19 protein-coding genes are annotated in these 20,058 nt (G+C 61.0%); 11 read left to right on the top strand and 8 right to left on the bottom strand.

Annotated features, from left to right (window positions below):
- Positions 1–53 precede the first annotated feature (53 nt).
- Positions 54–629: a GNAT family N-acetyltransferase gene (locus QFZ88_RS25965; RefSeq protein WP_024926168.1), complete on the top strand. Its 576-nt coding sequence runs from the start codon at positions 54–56 to the stop codon at positions 627–629.
- Between the two features lie 149 nt (positions 630–778).
- The gene (locus tag QFZ88_RS25970; RefSeq protein ID WP_024926169.1) at positions 779–2,389 is read left to right on the top strand and encodes a hypothetical protein; all 1,611 of its coding nucleotides are present in this window, start codon (positions 779–781) and stop codon (positions 2,387–2,389) included.
- Positions 2,390–2,497: 108 nt separating this feature from the next.
- Here QFZ88_RS25970 and QFZ88_RS25975 read toward each other — a convergent pair whose 3' ends face one another.
- Both QFZ88_RS25975 and QFZ88_RS25980 read right to left on the bottom strand, forming a co-directional pair.
- Positions 2,498–3,151, bottom strand: a complete 654-nt coding sequence (locus QFZ88_RS25975; RefSeq protein ID WP_024926170.1) for a hypothetical protein — start codon at positions 3,149–3,151, stop codon at positions 2,498–2,500.
- A complete protein-coding gene (locus QFZ88_RS25980) occupies positions 3,148–3,450 on the bottom strand; it encodes a DUF3572 domain-containing protein (RefSeq protein ID WP_024926171.1) in 303 nt (100 codons plus the stop codon). The genes QFZ88_RS25975 and QFZ88_RS25980 overlap by 4 nt, the downstream gene beginning before the upstream one ends.
- A gap of 240 nt (positions 3,451–3,690) precedes the next feature.
- Here QFZ88_RS25980 and QFZ88_RS25985 point away from each other — a divergent pair, with 240 nt between their 5' ends.
- Both QFZ88_RS25985 and QFZ88_RS25990 read left to right on the top strand, forming a co-directional pair.
- Positions 3,691–4,062, top strand: coding sequence for a response regulator (locus QFZ88_RS25985; RefSeq protein WP_024926172.1), 372 nt, complete (start codon positions 3,691–3,693; stop codon positions 4,060–4,062).
- 33 nt (positions 4,063–4,095) lie between these two features.
- Complete coding sequence (locus tag QFZ88_RS25990; protein ID WP_024926173.1) at positions 4,096–5,469, top strand: PleD family two-component system response regulator; 1,374 nt, start codon at positions 4,096–4,098, stop codon at positions 5,467–5,469.
- Between the two features lie 398 nt (positions 5,470–5,867).
- On the opposite strand, the gene rpmG is transcribed toward QFZ88_RS25990, so the two are convergent.
- Both rpmG and QFZ88_RS26000 read right to left on the bottom strand, forming a co-directional pair.
- On the bottom strand, positions 5,868–6,035 hold the full coding sequence (gene rpmG / locus QFZ88_RS25995; RefSeq protein ID WP_006201775.1) for a 50S ribosomal protein L33: 168 nt from the start codon (positions 6,033–6,035) through the stop codon (positions 5,868–5,870).
- Between the two features lie 155 nt (positions 6,036–6,190).
- Positions 6,191–8,089, bottom strand: coding sequence for an LTA synthase family protein (locus tag QFZ88_RS26000; protein ID WP_373426399.1), 1,899 nt, complete (start codon positions 8,087–8,089; stop codon positions 6,191–6,193).
- Positions 8,090–8,362: 273 nt separating this feature from the next.
- Here QFZ88_RS26000 and fabD point away from each other — a divergent pair, with 273 nt between their 5' ends.
- The 7 genes from fabD (at position 8,363) to gmk (ending at position 14,735) form a co-directional block, all read left to right on the top strand.
- Positions 8,363–9,304, top strand: coding sequence for an ACP S-malonyltransferase (gene fabD / locus QFZ88_RS26005; protein WP_024926175.1), 942 nt, complete (start codon positions 8,363–8,365; stop codon positions 9,302–9,304).
- A 52-nt stretch (positions 9,305–9,356) separates the two neighbouring features.
- Positions 9,357–10,094 carry a 3-oxoacyl-[acyl-carrier-protein] reductase gene (fabG, locus tag QFZ88_RS26010; protein ID WP_024926176.1) on the top strand — a complete coding sequence of 246 codons (738 nt, stop codon included), beginning with the start codon at positions 9,357–9,359 and terminating at the stop codon, positions 10,092–10,094.
- A 206-nt stretch (positions 10,095–10,300) separates the two neighbouring features.
- The gene (locus QFZ88_RS26015) at positions 10,301–10,537 is read left to right on the top strand and encodes an acyl carrier protein (RefSeq protein ID WP_006203723.1); all 237 of its coding nucleotides are present in this window, start codon (positions 10,301–10,303) and stop codon (positions 10,535–10,537) included.
- A 34-nt stretch (positions 10,538–10,571) separates the two neighbouring features.
- On the top strand, positions 10,572–11,834 hold the full coding sequence (gene fabF, locus QFZ88_RS26020) for a beta-ketoacyl-ACP synthase II (RefSeq protein WP_024926177.1): 1,263 nt from the start codon (positions 10,572–10,574) through the stop codon (positions 11,832–11,834).
- 116 nt (positions 11,835–11,950) lie between these two features.
- The gene (gene mltG, locus QFZ88_RS26025; protein ID WP_024926178.1) at positions 11,951–13,165 is read left to right on the top strand and encodes an endolytic transglycosylase MltG; all 1,215 of its coding nucleotides are present in this window, start codon (positions 11,951–11,953) and stop codon (positions 13,163–13,165) included.
- Between the two features lie 22 nt (positions 13,166–13,187).
- Positions 13,188–14,078 carry a YicC/YloC family endoribonuclease gene (locus QFZ88_RS26030; protein ID WP_024926179.1) on the top strand — a complete coding sequence of 297 codons (891 nt, stop codon included), beginning with the start codon at positions 13,188–13,190 and terminating at the stop codon, positions 14,076–14,078.
- Positions 14,079–14,081: 3 nt separating this feature from the next.
- A complete protein-coding gene (gene gmk, locus QFZ88_RS26035; RefSeq protein ID WP_024926180.1) occupies positions 14,082–14,735 on the top strand; it encodes a guanylate kinase in 654 nt (217 codons plus the stop codon).
- Positions 14,736–14,758: 23 nt separating this feature from the next.
- Here the strand turns inward: gmk and rsmA are convergent, their stop codons facing one another.
- The 4 genes from rsmA to QFZ88_RS26055 form a co-directional block, all read right to left on the bottom strand.
- The gene (gene rsmA, locus QFZ88_RS26040) at positions 14,759–15,583 is read right to left on the bottom strand and encodes a 16S rRNA (adenine(1518)-N(6)/adenine(1519)-N(6))-dimethyltransferase RsmA (RefSeq protein WP_024926181.1); all 825 of its coding nucleotides are present in this window, start codon (positions 15,581–15,583) and stop codon (positions 14,759–14,761) included.
- Complete coding sequence (gene pdxA, locus QFZ88_RS26045) at positions 15,580–16,608, bottom strand: 4-hydroxythreonine-4-phosphate dehydrogenase PdxA (RefSeq protein ID WP_024926182.1); 1,029 nt, start codon at positions 16,606–16,608, stop codon at positions 15,580–15,582. Before pdxA ends, rsmA begins: the two co-directional genes overlap by 4 nt.
- Positions 16,609–16,614: 6 nt before the next feature.
- Positions 16,615–17,547 carry a peptidylprolyl isomerase gene (locus tag QFZ88_RS26050; RefSeq protein ID WP_024926183.1) on the bottom strand — a complete coding sequence of 311 codons (933 nt, stop codon included), beginning with the start codon at positions 17,545–17,547 and terminating at the stop codon, positions 16,615–16,617.
- A 100-nt stretch (positions 17,548–17,647) separates the two neighbouring features.
- Complete coding sequence (locus tag QFZ88_RS26055; RefSeq protein WP_036254018.1) at positions 17,648–20,035, bottom strand: LPS-assembly protein LptD; 2,388 nt, start codon at positions 20,033–20,035, stop codon at positions 17,648–17,650.
- Positions 20,036–20,058 lie beyond the last annotated feature (23 nt).

The following is a 20,058-nucleotide window of genomic DNA, read 5'->3' on the forward strand; positions in this document are numbered from 1 at the left end:
TGTCAATGTAGTCTACACGGCCGGTCCATGCAAGGCGACTGGAGGGACGCGTCATGAGCATCGAAATCCACCATTTGACCCCGGATCTATGGCCGCAATTCGAAGATTTGTTCGGCAAGCAGGGCGCCTGCTATGGCTGTTGGTGCACGCATTTCCGGCTGCCTCCGGCGGAACGGCGGTCGGGCAGTCGCCAGAGCAACAAGGATCATATCAGGACACGCATCGAGGCTGGGCCGCCGCCGGGCCTGCTGGTGTTGGAAGATGGCGTGGCGAATGGCTGGATGCAGATCGGTCCGCGCGCCGACGTGCCCGAGTGGAACAACAAGGGCAGGGGATCGGCGCCGGTCGATGCAACCGATGCGGACGATCCAGCTGTGTGGGCAATCTCGTGTTTTTTCATCCGCACCAAGGCTCGTGGTCAGGGACTGACCCACCGGCTGGTGGCCGGCGGCATCGATTTTGCCCGTAGCAGCGGAGCCCGGATGATCGAAGCGTGCCCGATCGACCTGTCGCGCGATTCGCGTTCCGTCGGGCTGTTCGTTGGCTCTTCGCGCGTTTTCGAGCAGGCAGGCTTCCAGCGTCTTGTCGAACGCAAGGCGGGGCGACCGCTGATGCGGCTGATTCTGTAGTCCGTCGGCGCACCTGCAGCGCCATCGGCCTTCAAGCCACGCCGGCTGCGTTGGCCTTGTCATGTCGCCTTGTGATTGAGGCTGTAATTTCCTACGAAGGGTCCGATCGGATTGGGCTTTTCGTCCTTGAACAAAAGTGGAGACCATAAGTGCGCCGTGTTTTGACGACTGTTTCGGCTTTGGCGATCTGCGCCCCGGCCTTCGCACAGGGCATCGATGCCCAGGGTGCCGCCCAAATCCAGAAGGACATTGCCCGCTATCTCGGAAATCAGGCTTTCGAGAAGGGCGTTGTAAAAGTGGAGCCTAAGGGTGACGCCTACCAGCTCACCGTCGATTTCAAGGCGCTCGTCAAGGCGATGCCAGAGCAGGATTTCGTCAAATTCGACCTGCCGCCCTATGTGCTGAATGTCAAACCGCGCCCCGACGGCACCTGGGATGTCGGCAGCACCTTCTCGTCGAAGGGAACGTTCGAGGTAAAGGGCCCCGAGGGACAACAGACTACCGAGTTCGATCTGAAGGACGGCAAGATGGCCGGCGTCTACGACCCGGCCCTCGCTGCCTTCACCAATCTGACGTCCTCGATGGCCGGCATGACTATGGCTTCGAAGGATGCGAAGTCGAGCGTCGAGGCACGCGCCGGGGCGACAACGATGACCGGCACTGCGACCAAGGCGGCGGACGGTGGCGTCGATTTCGCCATGTCGCAGACTATGGCTGACTTCAGCGAGACGGTCACGATCGACGATACCGAAACCGGCATGAAGATGCCGCTGACCTTCAACTCGCCGAGCCTGGTGGTGGATGCGACGGCCAAGGGACTGCGCAGCCGCGCGATACTCGATCTCGTCGGTTTCGGCGTTGCCAATGAGGACGAAGCCAAGCTCAAGGCCAATCAAGCGGAGCTCAAGACCTTGCTGCTGGCGGCGTTGCCGGTTTGGCAGCGCTTTGACGGCACCTATAAGTTCAAGGATTTCAAGGTCGGTACGCCACTCGGCGAGTTCAACACGACCGAGCTGGTGGCCAAGTTCGGTGCCGACGGCGTCAGCAAGAACGGTACGGTGAGCTACGGGCTGAAGGCCAGCGGTCTGACCGTGCCGGCAATCGCGGCGCAAATGCTGCCGACCTGGAGCGCTTCGCTGTTGCCCACCGATATCGAGCTCAATTTCGGCGGCGCCAATCTCGATCTCGATACCATGGCGCGCAAGTCCATCGACGCCTTCGACCTGACCAAGGAGCCGCCGCTGCCCGCCGAATTCGGCGACCAGATCGGAGCCGAGTTCCTGGCCAAGTCGCCCAAGGTACTGATCGAGCCCAGCGTCATCAAGAACAAGGACACCGAGATCGCGTTCAAGGGCGAGGTCCGTTTCCCGTATGACAAGCCGGACCCGACCAAGAAGCCGGACGTCGACATGACGGTGACCGTCTCTGGCTATGACAAGATCGTGGAGACGCTGCAGGAAGCTTCCAAGACCACACCGGATGCAAGCAATGCCGTTGCCGCCGCGCTGGCAATGAAGGGTTTTGCCAAGACCCTGCCGGACGGCCGCATCGAATGGGTGGTGAACGGCAAGTCGGACGGATCCGTCATCGTCAACGGCGTCACGGTCAAGGCAGCCGACCCGGTCGTGCAACCCGGCGAGGAAGGCGTGACGGACGACAACGCGACGGACGATCAGGCCACCGATCCGGCGCAGGACCCCGACCAGAGCGAGGAGGCGCCGCAGGATTCCGAACAGGAGCAGCCGGCGCCACAGCAATAGAGGCCACGCGGCTGCCGGTTCGACCGCGATAAAAAATGGAAAAGCCCCGCCCAGAGATCATGAGCGGGGCTTTTCTTTTGTGGGATATCCGCGCGTTAAGCGGTCTTTCTAAACGCCCAGCGCCTGGGCGATCTTTGGAGCGGCTTCGTGCCAATCCTGTACCACGATCAGGTCGTCCGGCAGCGGCGGCAGGAACGCACGCAGCGAATTGTCGGCCATCAGGTGGAAAAGATGCGCATCGGCAACCGAACCACGCGCCGAGATCAGATTGTTGGGCTGATCGTCGACGAAAGCGATCGGTCGCCCCTTGTCGCCGCGAAGTTTTGCCACCGCCGGGCCCTTGGCCATTTCGGTGGTGAGCAGCGGGTAACGGAGGCCGAGCTGGTCGAGATGGGCGCGCCGCGCGGAGCGATGCTTGTGCGGCATCGCCGTCAGCAACACGATTTCGGCCCGGTCCTCCAGTGATTTCAAGGTCTCAGCAGCGCCTTCAGCAACATACTGCCACTCAGCCTGGCCGGCGAAGAAGTCGTCCAGCAGCGTGTGCACTTCATGCTGCTCGGCCACCCGGCCTGTGCCACGCTCGGAGACATTGCCGGTCAGCCTGAACGAGGCGAAGGTCAGATCGTAGCCGCGCTGTTCGAGAAAGCGCGGAAACGGGCGGATGAATTCGAGGATCACGTCGTCGACGTCGAGCACCAGCAGCGGACGGTGGTCGCTGGCCAGTTCGGCGATCTGGCGGGCTGTCTCTGGATCGTCACTCATGTCGAACGCTCATAATCGTCTTGGTTTCCGAGCGGCAAGGCGTGCAACGCCTTGCCGACCGCTGCCGGCGGGGTGCCGGTCTCCTCGCAGAAGCGCATCAAGGTCGGTTCATGCGCCAGGATGAATTGCAATACTCCGGCCAGGAAGCCAGGTTCCGCCGCCGCGCGCCGGATCGAACTGGCTTCGATGCCGGTAATCGCAAGGAAGCGGGGCAGCAATTCTGCGTCGCTGGCAACAAAGGCCAACGCGCCGACGGCGAGGGCCTCTGCCTGCTCACGCATTGACGCTGCGTCTGCCATCGCTACCTTTGATTCCGACAATGGTGATGAGTCTGCATCTGGAAGTAGTCACAAGCGTCGCCAAGGGCAAGGCTTGTGTGATGTTGCTGTTGTCTTGTTGTGTGCAGACTGGTCGGATTTCACACCGCCGGTTTGCGTTTCGTCAATCATCTCGCGCTAATGTGGAGCCGGGTTTGGGCGCTTCGGGATGGAGTGCATCACGACGGTTTCCGCGCGGGAATGTCGTCGGAGCGGGAAAGAATGCCGAAGAAGGTAATGATCGTCGAAGACAATGAGCTCAATATGAAGCTCTTTCGCGACCTCATCGAGGCCAGCGGCTATGAAACCGTGCGCACCCGTAACGGTCTCGAAGCGCTCGATCTTGCGCGCAAACATCGGCCCGACTTGATCCTCATGGATATCCAACTGCCGGAAGTGTCAGGGCTGGAAGTGACCAAGTGGCTGAAGGAAGACGACGAATTGCACGTCATTCCGGTCATCGCGGTCACCGCCTTCGCCATGAAGGGGGATGAGGAGCGCATTCGCCAGGGTGGTTGCGAAGCCTATATTTCGAAGCCGATATCGGTGCCGCGCTTCATCGAGACCGTGAAATCCTATCTGGGTGACGCCTGATGGTTGTTCGCCACCAGCCCGGAGCCGCATGAAATGACTGCCCGCATCCTTGTCGTCGACGACGTGCCGGCCAACGTCAAGCTACTGGAAGTTCGGCTCCTAGCTGAATATTTCGACGTGCTGACGGCGACGAACGGCCCCGATGCGATCGAGACCTGCGAGAACGGCAAGGTCGATGTGGTGCTGCTCGACGTCATGATGCCGGACATGGATGGTTTCGAAGTCTGCCGCCGCTTGAAGAGCGATCCGGCCACGGCCCATATCCCGGTGGTGATGGTCACCGCTCTCGATCAGGTGACCGACCGCGTGCGGGGGCTTGAGGCTGGCGCGGACGACTTCCTCACCAAGCCCGTCAACGATCTTCAGTTGATGACCCGGGTGAAAAGCCTGGTGCGCCTCAAGATGCTGACCGACGAGCTGCGCCTTCGCGCTTCGACTACACGCAACATCGGCATCGAGGAATTGCTGGCGCGCAACATCGCCGACGACGATACCTTGCCGCGCGTGCTTCTTGTCGATGAGCGCGAAGCCTCTTCGGAACGCATTCGCAAGGCCTTGCGGGATCGGGTCGCGCTTGACACGGCGAAGGATCCGCATGCCGGCTTCTTCCAGGCAGCCGAGACGCCTTACGAATGTGTCCTCGTGTCGACCGATTTCGCCGACTTCGATCCGCTGCGGCTTTGCTCGCAATTGCGCTCGCTCGACCGCACCCGCTTCGTGCCGATCATATTGCTGGCCAACCAGGGTGAAGAGGACAGGGTCATTCGCGGCCTGGAACTCGGCATCAACGACTATCTGACCAGGCCGATCGATCCGCATGAGTTGATCGCGCGGTTGCGCACGCAGGTTCGCCGCAAGCGCTACAATGACCAGCTGCGCGCTTCCGTGACCCAGACCATCGAGATGGCGGTGACGGACGGGCTGACCGGCCTGCACAACCGTCGCTACCTGGATAGCCATCTGCAAACCTTGTTCGACCGGGCTGTGGCGCGGCGCCGGCCGTTGGCGGTGATGATAACCGACCTCGATCGCTTCAAGACCATCAACGACACTTTTGGCCATGACGGTGGCGATGACGTGCTGCGCGAGTTTGCCTATCGCCTGCGCAAGAACGTTCGCGGCATCGACCTTGCCTGTCGTTTCGGCGGCGAGGAGTTCGTCGTGGTCATGCCGGATACGGAAGGCGCGATCGCCGAAAAGGTTGCCGAGCGCATTCGCGCCGAAATCGCGAAGGTGCCGTTTGCAATCGGGCGAGACGGACAGACCGCGGAGATTACGATCAGCGTCGGCGTTTCCTCGCTGCTGCACGGGCGCGATACGGTCGAGGCCTTGATGAAGCGGGCTGATCTGGCCCTCTACGAAGCCAAGAACAGCGGCCGCAACAGGGTGGTGGCCAACGCAGCCTGACGGCAAGCAGCCGCTCCGTGCTCGCCGATAACGCTGACTGTTTACCTTAACCCCGGCGATTCGCGGTCCGTGGTTAAGAAAGTGTTGATTTTTGAATAAGCTTGGGCAAATGTGCTCGCGCAAATGAGGGACGGTCGGTGCGGGGGCAAATCCGGCAGTTCCACTGATACCCCATGATGCTCAGGTCCGCCGCATCTCCTGGGTCCGTGGGGTCGGCCGGCCGGCGCTGGCATATAGTGGCCTCCTCGTACCGCTGCCATCACGCCGACCGGCCCCCTTATTCTTCACTCTCGACATCAACAAAATGTCCTAGAGGGTGGAGAATGCCGGTTTTCCGTCCGCGCAAACAAAAACGCCGCCCAGAGGGCGGCGTTTTGCATTTCATGACGGAAACCAGATTACTTGATCTTGGTTTCCTTGAATTCGACATGCTTCTTGGCGACCGGGTCGTACTTGCGGAACGACAGCTTGTCGGTCTTGGTGCGGCTGTTCTTGCTCGTCACATAGAAGAAGCCGGTGTCGGCGGTCGAAAGAAGCTTGATCTTGATGTTCGCGGCTTTGGCCATGATGTTCGTCCGTTGATTTCGTGGAGTTCGAGCCGCTGGGACACGGGAAGAAAACCCCGGACGCGGAAAACTTGGCCGGACACATAAAGAAAGCGCTCGGAAAGTCAAGTCCGGCCAAGGGCTAGGCCGGATTTTCATGCGTCTGCCGGCGTCCGTCAGCTCGTATGCGCGACGAGTTTGTTCACCGTTTCCGGGAAGAAGTCGGGCGCGGACCAGCGCTTGCCGAACATCATGTCGTACTGCAGGTAGCGATAGTCGCGGATGAGCGGGGCGATCTCCTTCTGCCTCGCCCAGTCGGCCGTGGCGGCGCCGTCGGTGGCAAGCAGCAGGTTGCGGTCGACAACGTTGTATCGTTCGCTGATCTGGCCGAGGAAGTCCGTGTAGTAGGGGTGCGTGATGCCTGCGGCCTTGAGCAGATGATAGGGCAGGAAGGCCGGGCTGATCGAGCCGACGTCCTTCGCCGGCCCCGTCCGGTTGGACCAGACGACCAGCGGCGTTTCGCGGTGCAGGCGCATCTGATCGGGCGCTTCCTTGCGTGGCGCCACATTGTCCTTCAGGAACCCGGTCTCGACATAGACCGGACCGAGCGGCGGCAGATGATCGCCGAAGAACACGATGACAGTCGGCCGCTCACGCTTCTGAGCCCAGTCCATCAGCCGCTTGAGATTGATATCCGCGTCAGCCGCACCCTCGGCATAAGAAGCCAGCGAATCCCGTGCCCATTGGCTGATCGGCGCCTGCACGACACGCGTGGTGTCGGAGTAGCGGGTGGGTTCGTAGGGGCCGTGATTCTGCAGGCTGACCGCGAAGTAGAAGAACGGCTCCTCCGAAGCGTCCGCCGCGCTGATGAGCTGGTCGGTCATCGCTTCGTCGGAGGCGAGCGGCCCGCGCTTTGCCATGTAAGGCATGGTCTCTTCCGACTGGAAGTCGTCGAAGCCGAAATCGGCATAGACCGCAGTGCGGTTCCAGAACCAGTTGGTGCCCGGATGGAAGGCCCGTGCCGAATAGCCTTCGCTCTTCAGAAATGTTGCCAACGAAGGAACCGGCGCGCGCACATATTGCTGGTAGGGAATGGAGCCGGCCGGCAGGAAGGCATTCGAGAAACCGGTCAGTGCTTCGAATTCGACATTGGCCGTCATGCCACCGAACTCGGGCGAAAACACCGAGCCAGCGCGGGCCGCACGTACCGTCGGGATGGGGTCAGGCGTGACGGAGACGTTCGGCAGCGTCATCGGATCCCAGAAGGATTCGCTCATCACCATGATGATGTCGGGCTTGTCCTCGGGCACAACCGCGCCCACCTCGGGTCTGGCGATCGTCTCGATTGCCTTGTCTGAATAGCCCAGGGGAGCCACGACATGGGCCATAGGCACGTTGAGTGCGAAGGCCAGCGCGAAGCCGTTCGAATTGTAGTTTTCCTTCTGGTCCCACATCATCGGGATGATCTGCAGACGATCGCGCGTCCACGAGAAAGCGGCGTAGTCCATGATCGAAACGAAGAACGCCAACAGGGGAATAGCCACGGTGAGGCGGGCGAGACGGGCCTTGTAGCGCAATGTCGAGGTGCGGCGGCGCCAGCCGAGCCACAATGCGATGAGCAAGGCAATCGTCGCCAGGATGCCTGCGCCGAGCGCAACGCCTGTCCAAGGGCGTTCGCGCACCAGGAGCGGCATCAGTTCCACAATCTGCCGCGCGTAAAGAAAGTCCGTGGGATAGAGCGGATCGCCGAGATAGCGCGATTTCTGGTGGCCGATGAAAGCGAGCGCCAGCGTCACCGGCGCGAAGATCATCACGCCCTGGTAATTGCGTCCAAGCAGGGCATCGAGGCCGATGAGGATGAGGGTGAACAGAACGACCGTCGTCCAGCCGGGCTTGAATGGCTGCACGAAGAAGCCGAGTGTGCTGACGATGTCGCCGCGGAAGATGAGCTCAATGGCGAAAACCAGCACGGCCGACGCCACCAGGGTGACCAGGCAATACCGCATGGCACGCCTTTCTTCTCCCGGCTCGAAGCCGGGGAAGGCGCTGTCATACTTATGCTTCGGCGCAGTCATACCGCTCCCCGACAAACCTTTCGCCAATTCGTAGATCCCCACCTGCATTATGAATGCGTCATCAAACTGTCATTCAAATGTCACGGAAAGCTAGCGCCTGTGGCAAAATTTAGAAGAGCCAGCAAACGAATCGTGTTCGGTTTTTATCATGATTGATCGCTGCAAAACTGGCTGGCGCCGCTCCGCGTGTCTCGCCCGGCGGGCACGCTGGGCTCTTGACTTGTGGGCTGGGCTTGCGCACAGGCAGGCGTGATTAACCAGTTGGAGCTCTCTATGGCGGTGGCATTCACCTTTCCGGGGCAGGGCAGCCAGGCTGTCGGCATGGGCAAGGACCTGGCCGAGGCATTCCCCGAGGCCCGGCGCGTCTTCGAAGAAGTCGATGAGGCCCTTGGTGAAAAACTGTCTTCCCTGATCTGGGAAGGGCCGGAGGAGACGCTGACGCTGACGGCCAACGCCCAGCCGGCGCTGATGGCCGTGTCGCTGGCTGCCGTCCGTGCGCTGGAAGCCCGTGGCTTTTCACTGAAGGACAAGGTTGCCTATGTCGCGGGCCATTCGCTTGGCGAATATTCCGCGCTCGCCGCTGCCGGTTTCGTCTCGGTGGCCGATGCCGCACGCCTGCTGCGCATTCGTGGCAATGCCATGCAATCGGCCGTTCCGGTGGGCGAGGGCGCCATGGCGGCCATTATCGGCCTTGAGCAGCCAGACGTCGAAGCCGCCTGTGCCGAAGCTGCAAAAGGCTCGGTCTGCCAGGTTGCCAACGACAATGGCGGCGGCCAACTGGTGATTTCCGGCGCCAAGGCGGCCGTGGAACTGGCCGCCAAGCTTTGCACGGAGAAGGGTGCCAAGCGTGCGCTGATGCTCCAGGTGTCGGCGCCTTTCCATTCCGCTTTGATGGCGCCGGCCGCCGAAGCCATGCGCGAGGCGCTGGCCGGGGTGGCGAAGAATGTCCCGATCGTTCCCGTTGTTTCCAATGTCTCGGTGTCGCCGACCACCGATCCGGATGCCATTGCCGCCCGTCTGGTCGAGCAGGTCACCGGCCGCGTGCGGTGGCGCGAGACGGTCGAATGGTTCGGCGCCAACGGCGTGACCGCGCTTTATGAAGTCGGCGCCGGCAAGGTGCTGTCCGGCTTGGCGCGGCGTATCAATCGCGATATCGCAACCGTTTCCGTCGGAACGCCTGCCGATATCGATGCCGCACTCGCGGCACTAGCCTAGAAAGCCTGATGACCCCACCCGTGTGAAGGGTGTGCTTGAGAGGGGACGAAACATGTTCGATTTGACCGGCCGCAAGGCGCTCGTCACCGGAGCCACCGGTGGCATTGGCGAGGCCATTGCACGCCTGCTCCATAGACAGGGCGCCATTGTCGGCCTGCATGGCACGCGCGTCGAGAAGCTGGAGACACTCGCTGCCGAGCTGGGCGACCGCGTGAAGATTTTTCCGGCAAACCTGTCCGACCGCGATGAAGTCAAGGCGCTCGGCCAGAAGGCGGAGGCCGATCTGGAGGGCGTGGATATCCTCGTCAACAATGCCGGCATCACCAAGGACGGCCTGTTCGTGCGCATGTCCGATGCCGACTGGGACAGCGTGATCGAAGTCAATTTGACCGCCGTGTTCCGGCTGACCCGCGAACTCACCCACCCGATGATGCGCCGCCGCTACGGCCGCATCATCAACATCACCTCCGTCGTGGGCGTCACCGGCAATCCCGGCCAGGCCAATTATTGCGCTTCCAAGGCCGGGATGATCGGCTTCTCAAAGTCGCTGGCGCAGGAGATCGCCACCCGCAACGTGACCGTCAACTGCGTCGCCCCCGGCTTTATCGAATCGGCCATGACCGACAAGCTGAACGAAAAACAGAAGGAAATGATCATGGCCGCCATTCCGGCCAAGCGCATGGGCACGGGCGAGGAAGTTGCGTCGGCGGTCGCCTATCTTGCGTCGACGGAAGCGTCCTACGTCACCGGCCAGACGCTCCACGTCAATGGCGGCATGGCGATGATCTGACGTTCCGACGCGACCCGTGATCGCGTTGGAAAAACACCCTTACCGCCTTGGATGCCAAGCCGTTTTCGTGTAATGCGGCCCGCAACCCGGCGGTTCGGGCAAAAGCCGGCCAGTTATTGTTGTATTCAGCCCGGCCTATCTTTCAGCTTGATTAGCGGCATTGTGCCCGCTAACGAAGACAAGACAATAGAACGAAGGATGCCAAAATGAGTGACACCGCAGAGCGCGTCAAAAAGATCGTTATCGAGCATCTGGGCGTCGATGCCGACAAGGTGACTGAGCAGGCCTCCTTCATCGACGATCTCGGCGCGGACAGCCTCGACACGGTTGAGCTTGTCATGGCGTTCGAGGAAGAGTTCGGCGTTGAAATCCCGGACGACGCGGCAGAGACCATCCTCACGGTCGGCGACGCCGTGAAGTACATCGACAAGGCCTCGGCCTGATTTTTCCGGCTTACGTCTTCGGAGAGGGCATGCAATGAGGCGCGTCGTCGTTACGGGCCTCGGCCTGCTTTCACCATTCGGCGTTGGGGTCGAGCACGGCTGGCGAGAATTGCTCACCGGCCGTAGCGCCGCGCGGCGCGTCACCGAGTTCGAGGTCGAAGATCTTGCCTGCAAGATCGCGCACGTGATTCCACGTGGTAACGGCGAGGACGCCACCTTCAACCCGGAAGCCTTCCTGGAACCCAAGGAACTGCGCAAGATCGGCGACTTCATCCTGTACGGGATTGCGGCCGCCGATGAAGCGCTGAGGGATTCCGGCTGGCAGCCGAAGACGCATGAAGAACAGTGCGCGACCGGCGTGATGATCGGTTCGGGCATTGGCGGCATCGAAGGCATCGCTGAGAATGCGCTGATCCTTCAGGAAAAAGGGCCGCGCCGTATCAGCCCCTTCTTCATTCCTGGGCAGATCATCAATCTGGTCTCTGGCCAGGTGTCGATTAGGCACGGTCTGAAGGGACCGAACCATGCCGTGGTGACGGCTTGCTCGACCGGCGCGCATGCGATCGGCGACGCAGCCAGGCTGATCCAGTTCGGCGATGCCGATGTCATGGTTGCGGGCGGTGCCGAAGCGCCGGTCACTCGCCTTTCGCTGGCTGGTTTCGCGGCTTGCCGCGCGCTTTCGACCGAGCGCAACGATACACCTGAAAAGGCTTCGCGCCCCTATGATCGCGACCGCGACGGTTTCGTCATGGGCGAGGGCGCCGGTGTGGTGGTTCTGGAAGAACTGGAACACGCCAAGGCGCGTGGCGCCAAGATTTACGCCGAGGTCACCGGTTACGGTCTCACCGGCGATGCCTATCACATCACCGCGCCGGCGGAAGACGGCGACGGTGCTTTCCGCTGCATGACGGCGGCGTTGAAGCGTGCCAAGCTGACGCCTGCCGACGTCGACTACATCAATGCCCATGGCACCTCGACCATGGCCGACACGATCGAGCTCGGCGCCGTCGAGCGCCTGGTCGGCAATGCAGCTTCGAAAGTTTCGATGTCGTCCACCAAATCGTCGATCGGCCATCTTCTGGGCGCCGCGGGCGCCGCGGAAGCGATCTTCTCGATTCTGGCCATTCGCGACAACATCGCACCGGCTACCATCAATCTCGACAATCCTGAACGCGAGACGGCAATCGACCTCGTGCCGAATAAGCCGCGCGAGCGTCAGATCGATGTGGCGCTGTCCAATTCCTTCGGATTTGGCGGCACCAACGCATCGCTGGTTTTCCAGCGCTACAATGGCTGATTGACCGGCTCCCAACGGTCTTTCGACAGCTCCAGGGCGGACAAGTCCGTCATTTTTGCCACAATCCCCTCTACTGTCCCGAGGGGATTCGTCGATAGAACCTATGGCAGGGCGTTATGAACACCACACCGGCGAACAACGAAGACGGCGGCCAGGTCACCACGCAGCCGACGACGATCATACCGAAGACCGCAAGCGAGGCCTTGCGCCCGGAAGCCGGTACGCCGCCGCCGTCCAAGCGTTCGCGCGCTTCGCGCGGCCAGATCGTGGTTTTCATGAACTTCTTGGTATCCTGCGTCATGCTCGCCGTTCTGGCGACCGGCGCCGCCGTCTATTTCGGTCGGCAGGAGTTCTTTGAGGCAGGCCCGTCGGCCAATGGCGACACCTTCCTGGTCAAGCCAGCCACCGGTGTCCAGGACATTGCCGATCAGCTCGAGCGGCGCGGCTTCATCAGCGATGCGCGCATCTTCCGGCTCGGTGTGCGGGCCTATGGCAACGACCAGGCGCTCAAGGCCGGCGAGTATGAGATCAAGCCGCATGCGTCGATGCGCGAGATCATGAATCTTCTGAAAAGCGGCAAGTCGGTGATGTATTCACTGACCATTCCGGAAGGTCTGACGGTCGAGCAGGCGTTTGCACGCGTCGCCGCGGAGGATGCCCTGACGGGCAACATGCCGACGCAACTGCCTGCTGAAGGCAGCCTGGCCACTGACACGCTGCGTTTCACGCGCGGTGCCACCCGCCAGCAGATGGTCGACAAGCTGCTTGCCGATCAGAAAGAGCTGGTCGATGAAATCTGGAAGCGTCGTTCGCCCGATCTGCCGTTGGCCAATGCCGACGAATTCGTCACCCTGGCTTCGATTGTCGAAAAGGAAACGGGCCGTAGCGACGAGCGCTCGCGCGTTGCAGCGGTCTTCCTCAATCGCCTCAACAAGGGTATGCGCCTGCAGTCGGATCCGACGATCATCTACGGATTGTTCGGCGGCAAGGGCAAACCCGGCGACCGGCCGATCTATCAGTCGGACATCGACAAGCAGACACCCTATAACACCTATCAGATCAACGGTTTGCCGCCGACGCCGATCGCCAATCCTGGCCGCGCTTCGCTTGAGGCCGTGGCCAATCCATCCAAGACCAAGGATCTCTATTTTGTCGCCGACGGCAATGGCGGGCATGTGTTTGCCGAAACGCTCGACGACCACAATCAGAATGTCGCCCGCTATCGCGCACTCGTGAAGAAGCAGGCGGAGGACGCGGCGAAGTCCGGCAATTCCGAGCAACCTGCTGACAACGGCGACAATGCCGGCACCGGGGCCAACGCGGCCCAATAATATGCGCTTGGGGGCGCCTGGCATGAATCTGCAAAGTATGACGGGCTTCGCACGCGCGGTTGCCGACCATCAGGGAACTGCGATTGCCTGGGAAGTGAAATCGGTCAACGGCAAAAGCGTTGAAGTTCGCTTGCGCCTGCCGCAGGGTTTCGACCGGCTGGAGCCTCTCGTCCGGCAGGTCGTGCAGAAGCGTTTCGCGCGCGGCAATTTCCAGGCGACACTGACTGTTGGTCGTCCCGGCGGTTCATCCGCGCAACCTGTGGTCAATGAGGCTTTCCTCAAAGACATCGCCGGTCTCGCCAAGCGGCTGCAGGATCAATTCGGCGCGTCTCCAGCTTCAGCTGACGGACTGCTCGCGTTGCGGGGTGTTCTTGAGGTTCCGGAGGCGGTTGAAACCGAGGAAATGCGCGGTGCGCTTGATGCAGTCATCGAACGCGCGCTCGACGAAGCGCTTACGGGGCTTGTGACTGCACGTCAGAACGAGGGCGAGGCCTTGCGTTCGGTGCTGTCCGGTCATCTGGATGTGATCGAAGCGCTGACCTTGCGCGCCGAGGCCGACCCTTCGCGTCAACCCGGTGTCATACGCGAGAAGATCGCCGAACAAGTGCGCCTGCTGATGGACACTGCTGCGGGGCTGGACGAGGCTCGTCTCAACATGGAAGCGGCCTTTCTGGCGACCAAGGCGGATATCCGCGAAGAGATCGACCGGCTCAAGACACATGTGGTCTCGGGCAGGGCGCTGCTTGCTGGCGGCGGTGCCGTGGGCCGAAAGCTCGATTTTCTGGCGCAGGAATTCAACCGCGAATCGAATACGCTGTGCTCGAAGTCGAACGCCGCAGCAGTCACCGCGATCGGATTGGAACTGAAGGCCGTCGTCGACCAGTTTCGCGAACAAGTTCAGAATCTGGAGTAGCAGATGGCCATCAAGGACACCGGTTCCCGCATCCGTCGCCGGGGCCTGATGCTCGTTCTGTCGTCGCCATCCGGTGCCGGCAAGTCCACCATCGCGCGCAATCTCCTGGAAGCCGACCATGGCTTCGAGCTGTCTGTCAGCGTGACCACCCGCCCGCGCCGCGGCAGCGAGATCGACGGTCGTCACTACCATTTCCGCACTAGGCGCGAATTCGAGATCCTGCGCGACAATGACGAACTGCTCGAATGGGCGGAGGTGCACGGCAATTTTTACGCGACCCCGCGGGAGCCGGCGGAACGAGCCATGGCCGAAGGCCGCGACATGTTGTTCGACATCGATTGGCAAGGTGCCAAGCAGCTGCGTGAGAAGATGCGCGGTGACATCGTGTCGGTCTTCATCTTGCCGCCGTCCATGGCTGAATTGAAGGCGCGACTGAAGCGGCGCGCCGAAGATCAGGAAGCCGTGATCGAAACCCGGCTGAAGAATGCTCGCGACGAGATCGAGCATTGGACCGAATACGACTTCGTTGTCATCAATGATGATCTGGATCGGGCTTTTACCGAAGTGAAGGCGATCATAAGCGCCGAACGGCTGCGGCGGGACCGCCGTCCCGGCCTGTTCGATTTTGTTTCCGGTCTGCTCGACGAGGCGCTCTGAGCCCCACGTCTTGCGATAGATCGCTAAAGCGAATTCGCCAGGCGCACAAATTCTTCGACACTGAGCGTTTCGGCACGGCGGGTCGGGTCGATACCGACACGATCCAGCAGTGCTTCACCGCCAAGGCTTTTCAGGCTTTGTCGCAGCATTTTTCGGCGTTGGCCGAAGGCCGCCTCGGTGACACGACCGAGCAATTTCACATTGACGGGCGAAGGCGCCGGTCGCGGCGTCAAATGCACCACCGACGACGTTACTTTCGGCGGCGGCGTGAAAGCCTGCGGCGGGACGTCGAAGGCGATCCTGGCTTCGGTGCGCCAGCCGGTGAGAACCCCAAGCCTGCCATAGGCATCGCCATTGGCCTTGGCCACGATCCGTTCCGCCACTTCGCGCTGGAACATCAGCGTCAGCGATTCGTAATAAGGCGGCCAAGTGTCGACGGTTAGCCAGCGAACGAGCAATTCCGTACCGATATTATAGGGCAGGTTGGCGACGATCTTGACGGGACCGTCTGGGACCAACGTTTCGAAATCGGTCTTCAGCGCATCGCCTGCAATCACTTCCAATCGACCCGGATAGTGGTTCGACACTTCCGCCAATGCGTCGAGGCAACGCTCGTCCCGCTCGATGGCGACGACGCGGCGGGCACCATTGAGCAACAATGCGCGCGTCAATCCACCAGGGCCGGGACCCACTTCGATAACCGTTGCTTGCGACAGATCGCCAGCGGTCCGTGCCACCTTGCTGGTCAGATTGAGGTCGAGCAGGAAGTTTTGACCCAGCGCCTTCTTTGCCTGAAGTCCGTGGCGCTCAATGACCTCGCGCAGTGGTGGCAGACCGTCAATGCTCATATCGTCACCGGCGCTCGGACATTATCGGCAAGTTTTCCAGCCAATGTCAGTGCAGCGATCAGGCTATCGGGGCGTGCGATACCCTTTCCCGCGATGTCGAAAGCCGTGCCATGGTCGGGCGAGGTACGAATGAACGGCAGGCCTAGCGTAACATTGACGGCTTCATCGAAGGCCAGCGTCTTGGCCGGGATCAGCGCCTGGTCATGATACATGCACAGTGCGACGTCGTAGCCGGAACGAGCCCGCGCGTGAAAAAGCGTGTCGGCCGGCAGCGGACCGCGCGCATCGATACCTTCGGCCCGTAAAATCTCAACAGCCGGGCGGACGATCTCCAGATCCTCCTTGCCCATGGAGCCATCCTCGCCAGCGTGCGGGTTGAGGCCCGCGACAGCTAGGCGCGGGTTCTTGATGCCGAAACGCGCCCTGAGATCCTGCGCCACGACCCGCGCGGTTGTCGTGATCAGATCGGTGGTGAGCACCTCCGGCACAGTTGCCAGCGCTATATGAATGGTGATCGGGACTGTGCGCAACTCAGGTCCAGCCAGCAACATGACTGGCGTCACCGTCTCGCCGGTGCGCCTGGTGGCGAGGTGCGCCAGGTATTCAGTATGGCCGGGGAAGCCGAAACCGGCGTCGTAGAGCGGCTTCTTGGCGATCGGGCAGGTGACCACGGCCGCTGCCTTGCCATCGAAAGTGTCGCTGACTGCCCGATCGATCGCCTCGATCACACCTTGCGCATTGGCAGGATCAGGCTGGCCCGGTGTGTCGACAAAACGGGCCGCCAGCGGCACGACAGGCAGGCTGTGCTCGAAGGCACGCGACGCTTCCTCCTGCGCAACTTCCTCGACCTTGACCCCGATGCCAACGCTACGCGCACGTGCAGCGACCAGTGCAGGATCACCAAGCAGATAAAACGGCCGAATGGAATGACGATGGCGGTTTTGCCAGGCAGCAAGGGCAATCTCGGGACCAACACCTGAGGGGTCGCCGATACTCAACGCGAGCGGTAGTTCGGTTGCGCCCACGGCCGATCAGCGCTGTACGATGACGGCCTTGGCCTTCAGCTCGGAAACGTATTTTTTGCTCAGTGCGTCGGCTGCGTCGTCCTTCTTGCCGCCGCCAAAGCCTTCGGTCTGCAGCACCATCTGGGCGACTTTGTCGTCCGAGACTTCGCGCGCCGAACACACGCCAATGAATTCGATGCCGCGATCGGTTTCGCGCACGCTGGTCGCGCCACCGGCCTTGGTTGCCTTGACCTGGTCGGCCCAATCCGCGGGCAGCTGCGGCGCCAACACGCGACCGAGATCACGTACTGTGACGTCGATCAGTCCCTTGGCGAATTCGCGCGTGGTGTTGCAACCATTGAACCGGGCGCGCATCGCTTCCGCTTCGCGCTTGCGTTTGGCCATCGACGAACCGCGTTCTGCAGGGGGTACGACGAAGATGATCTGCTGCAACAGATACTCGGTGGCGGAGGGCTTGCTGCCGCCTTTCTGCAGCATCTTGCGCACGGCATCCTGCTCGCTCAGCCCGCCTTGCTCGGAGCGGTTGCGCATGGTGAGCGCCTGATTCCAAGCCATCTGCGCGCGAATGAATTCCTTGAAATGCTGCTTGGTGACGCCGGACTTGTCCATGATCCCGTCGAGCTGGGCAAGTTGCATCTTGTTGGTCGAGGCAAAGCGCGCATAAGCGTCCTCCACCTGCTTGTCCGAGATGCGGATGCCCAACCGCCTGGCTTCGGCAAGACGCAGGGTCTGGTCGATCATCTCCTGGGAGGCGTCACCCTTGCGCTTCTGCAGGCGCAGGAAAGCGGCGCGATGCTGAATGTCGCCACTGGTGATGGCAAGGTTGTTGACGACATATTTGATTTCACTGGCGAAGACCGATTGCGTCGACAATGTCAGCGATATGCCGGCCGTTGCCACTAGGAGCGCCAAGCTCGCGGAAAAGAGCTGTTTCCTCATCGTCCGTTCCAAATCCAATCCGATTCCGGCTCAAATCTTAGCCAGATTTGTCGTTTGCATGCCTGTCCTATGCGGCGAAACCGTGTCCTGCAAGGGCTGGCTATTGGAAACTGCTGGTGGTCGAGCCGAAATCGCCGATCGTGCGGAACGAGATGTTGAAGCCGAAATTGCGAGTCACTTCCTTGGTCACGCGGTCACGGCTTTCCGAAACGGTCATCAGGTAGGTGAAGCACTCGTCGTCATAGGCAAAACCAAGACCATCGCTGGTCAGCACTTCGGCCTTGATGTCGTATGTGCTCGATCCGAAGATGCGCCAATTCTGGTTGAGGCGTGTCGAAGCACCGAATGTCACCTCATGGCGATCGACCGGGAAGCCATAGTCCGGCTGAGCCTGGATGAAGGCGTATTGCGCCGAGACCGAAATCGGCGACGAGCCGCTATAGGCCGTCCGCAGTTCTGTCCGACGGACTTCGAAAGTGCTGGCGTCGAAGCGCCCGCTGACTGACGCCGACAAACCACCGGGGCTAGTGAAGCCAGCCAGGCCGACGAAATCGGATGTGTCGGTCTGCAGGCCGGAATAGGCGCCGACATTGACGAGATCCGGCTGAGCGAAGGAATTCGTGCCCGACAGCTGATAAGATTGGCCAAACAGCGCGTTCGTCGTCCAGCCATTAGCGTAGCTGCCGGAATAACGCACACCCACATTGGCGCGGGTACCACCCTCGATCCGATCATAACCTGAGAATTTGTCGCGCTCGAACAGGGTCGTGGCGTCGAACACCATGCTCTGTGCGTCCTCATTGGGAACGCGCAGGCCACCGACATAAGGCTCGTTGGGGCGCAGGAACAGCTGAGCCATCGGCTCGACAACATGCGAGCCACCGGTCAGGCTGGAAAACAAAACCGGCCAGCGCATTTCAAGACCAGCCGTCGCCATGGTCCTTGCGAAGGACGAGCGCATGTCGGTAGCCACACCCTGTGCAACTGCCATCTGATTGATGGCGTTGATCGAACCCGAGGAGGCATTCAAGTAGTTTGCGTCCGCTTGGAAAGCGAGCAGCGGGGTGAGCACCAAACCGCCGTCGGTGACGAAACTACGCTTCCATTCGGCTTCTGCTGTCAGACGCCCGGATTCACCCTCGATGCCACGAACGCGCTGAACAGCCGACAGCGTATCGTAGGGCGTGACGAAGGCCTGATCGAGACGGTCGCGCCTGATAACGCGTGCATTCAGATTGACCGACAATTGGCCGCCAGCCAGCGGTGCGTCGGGGATGTAGGCATAGTCCAGCGACGGCAGTACCCACGGCTGGAATTCGTCGCGCGCACCGGTCTGATAGCGTGCGCCAGAGGTCTGCGGCAACGTCTTTTCTTGCACTTGGAAGTGCATCGCGCGCAAGTCGAAATAGTTCCTGTCGTTCAGGCCGGTCAAATAGACTTCCGACCGATGTACGGAGTCATTGTAGCCCTGAATATGATAGGTGCTCGAAAAGTTTTTATCCGTCTGTACCAGAATGTTCCAACCGAAATTCCAACGCGAATTGATCGCAAACTGGCCTTTGGTGCCCATCATGCCGCGGAGTTTGTTCGGGTCGCCATCTGGTCCGGAGTCGACGGTGTTCGCATCGAATTTTCCGGGTTGTTTCTGGTTGATGCCGGCAATGCGCAAGCTGTACTGGCCGTTGTCGAAACGCTGGCGCCACTCAGCCTCGCCCAGAAAGCCCTGATTCGTATAGTACGTGCCGCGCGCAGTGACGTCGTAGGTCGGTGACAGCGCCAAGTAGTACGGAATACTGATTCCCGTGCCAAGTTTGCTGTTGATAGAGATGCCTGGCATCAGGAAGCCGGTCTTGCGCTTTACGGTCGGGTCGGCGATTTCGAAAGCCGGCAGGAAGGCGAGGGGGAAGCCGAAGAACTCGAAATTGGAGTTCTCGAACCGCACCGTCTTCTTCTGGCCGTTCCAGATGATCTTGCGCGCCTTCACACGCCAAATCGGCGCCTTGTCCGGCTTGTCCTCACATGGCTCGCAGGCCGTATAGACACCATTGTGGAATGTGGTCAGGACGCCACCGATACGTTCGGCGCTTTCAGCGCCGAAATAGGTTTTGTCCGGGGTCTCGACACGCAGGGCGTTAACGAATCCGTCGGCGAAATCGTCGGTAAGATCGATGTGCTCGGAATTGATCTTGGTGCCATCGCTCTGCACCAACTGAGCGTTACCTGAGGCAACAAGGCGTTTCGTTTTGCGATCGTAGTCGACGCGCTGAGCGACAAGTTTGTTGCCGCCATATTCGATCTGGACGCCGCCGACCGCGGTCACCGTCTGCTTGTCGTTGTCGTAGACCAGCGTGTCTGATTCCAGGAGCATCTGGGAACCAGCCGGAACAGTGGGTGTCTCCACCTTTTGGGCCGCCGCCGGGGTGACAAAAACGCTGCCTGCAACAAGGCATGCCAAGACGCTCACGCCGCACAGCAACGCAGCGCGCATTGAATTACGGCCGTGCAAAACCG

The sequence above is a fragment of the Mesorhizobium sp. YL-MeA3-2017 genome (genome assembly GCF_030814575.1).
Classification (GTDB): Bacteria; Pseudomonadota; Alphaproteobacteria; order Rhizobiales; family Rhizobiaceae; genus Mesorhizobium; species Mesorhizobium terrae.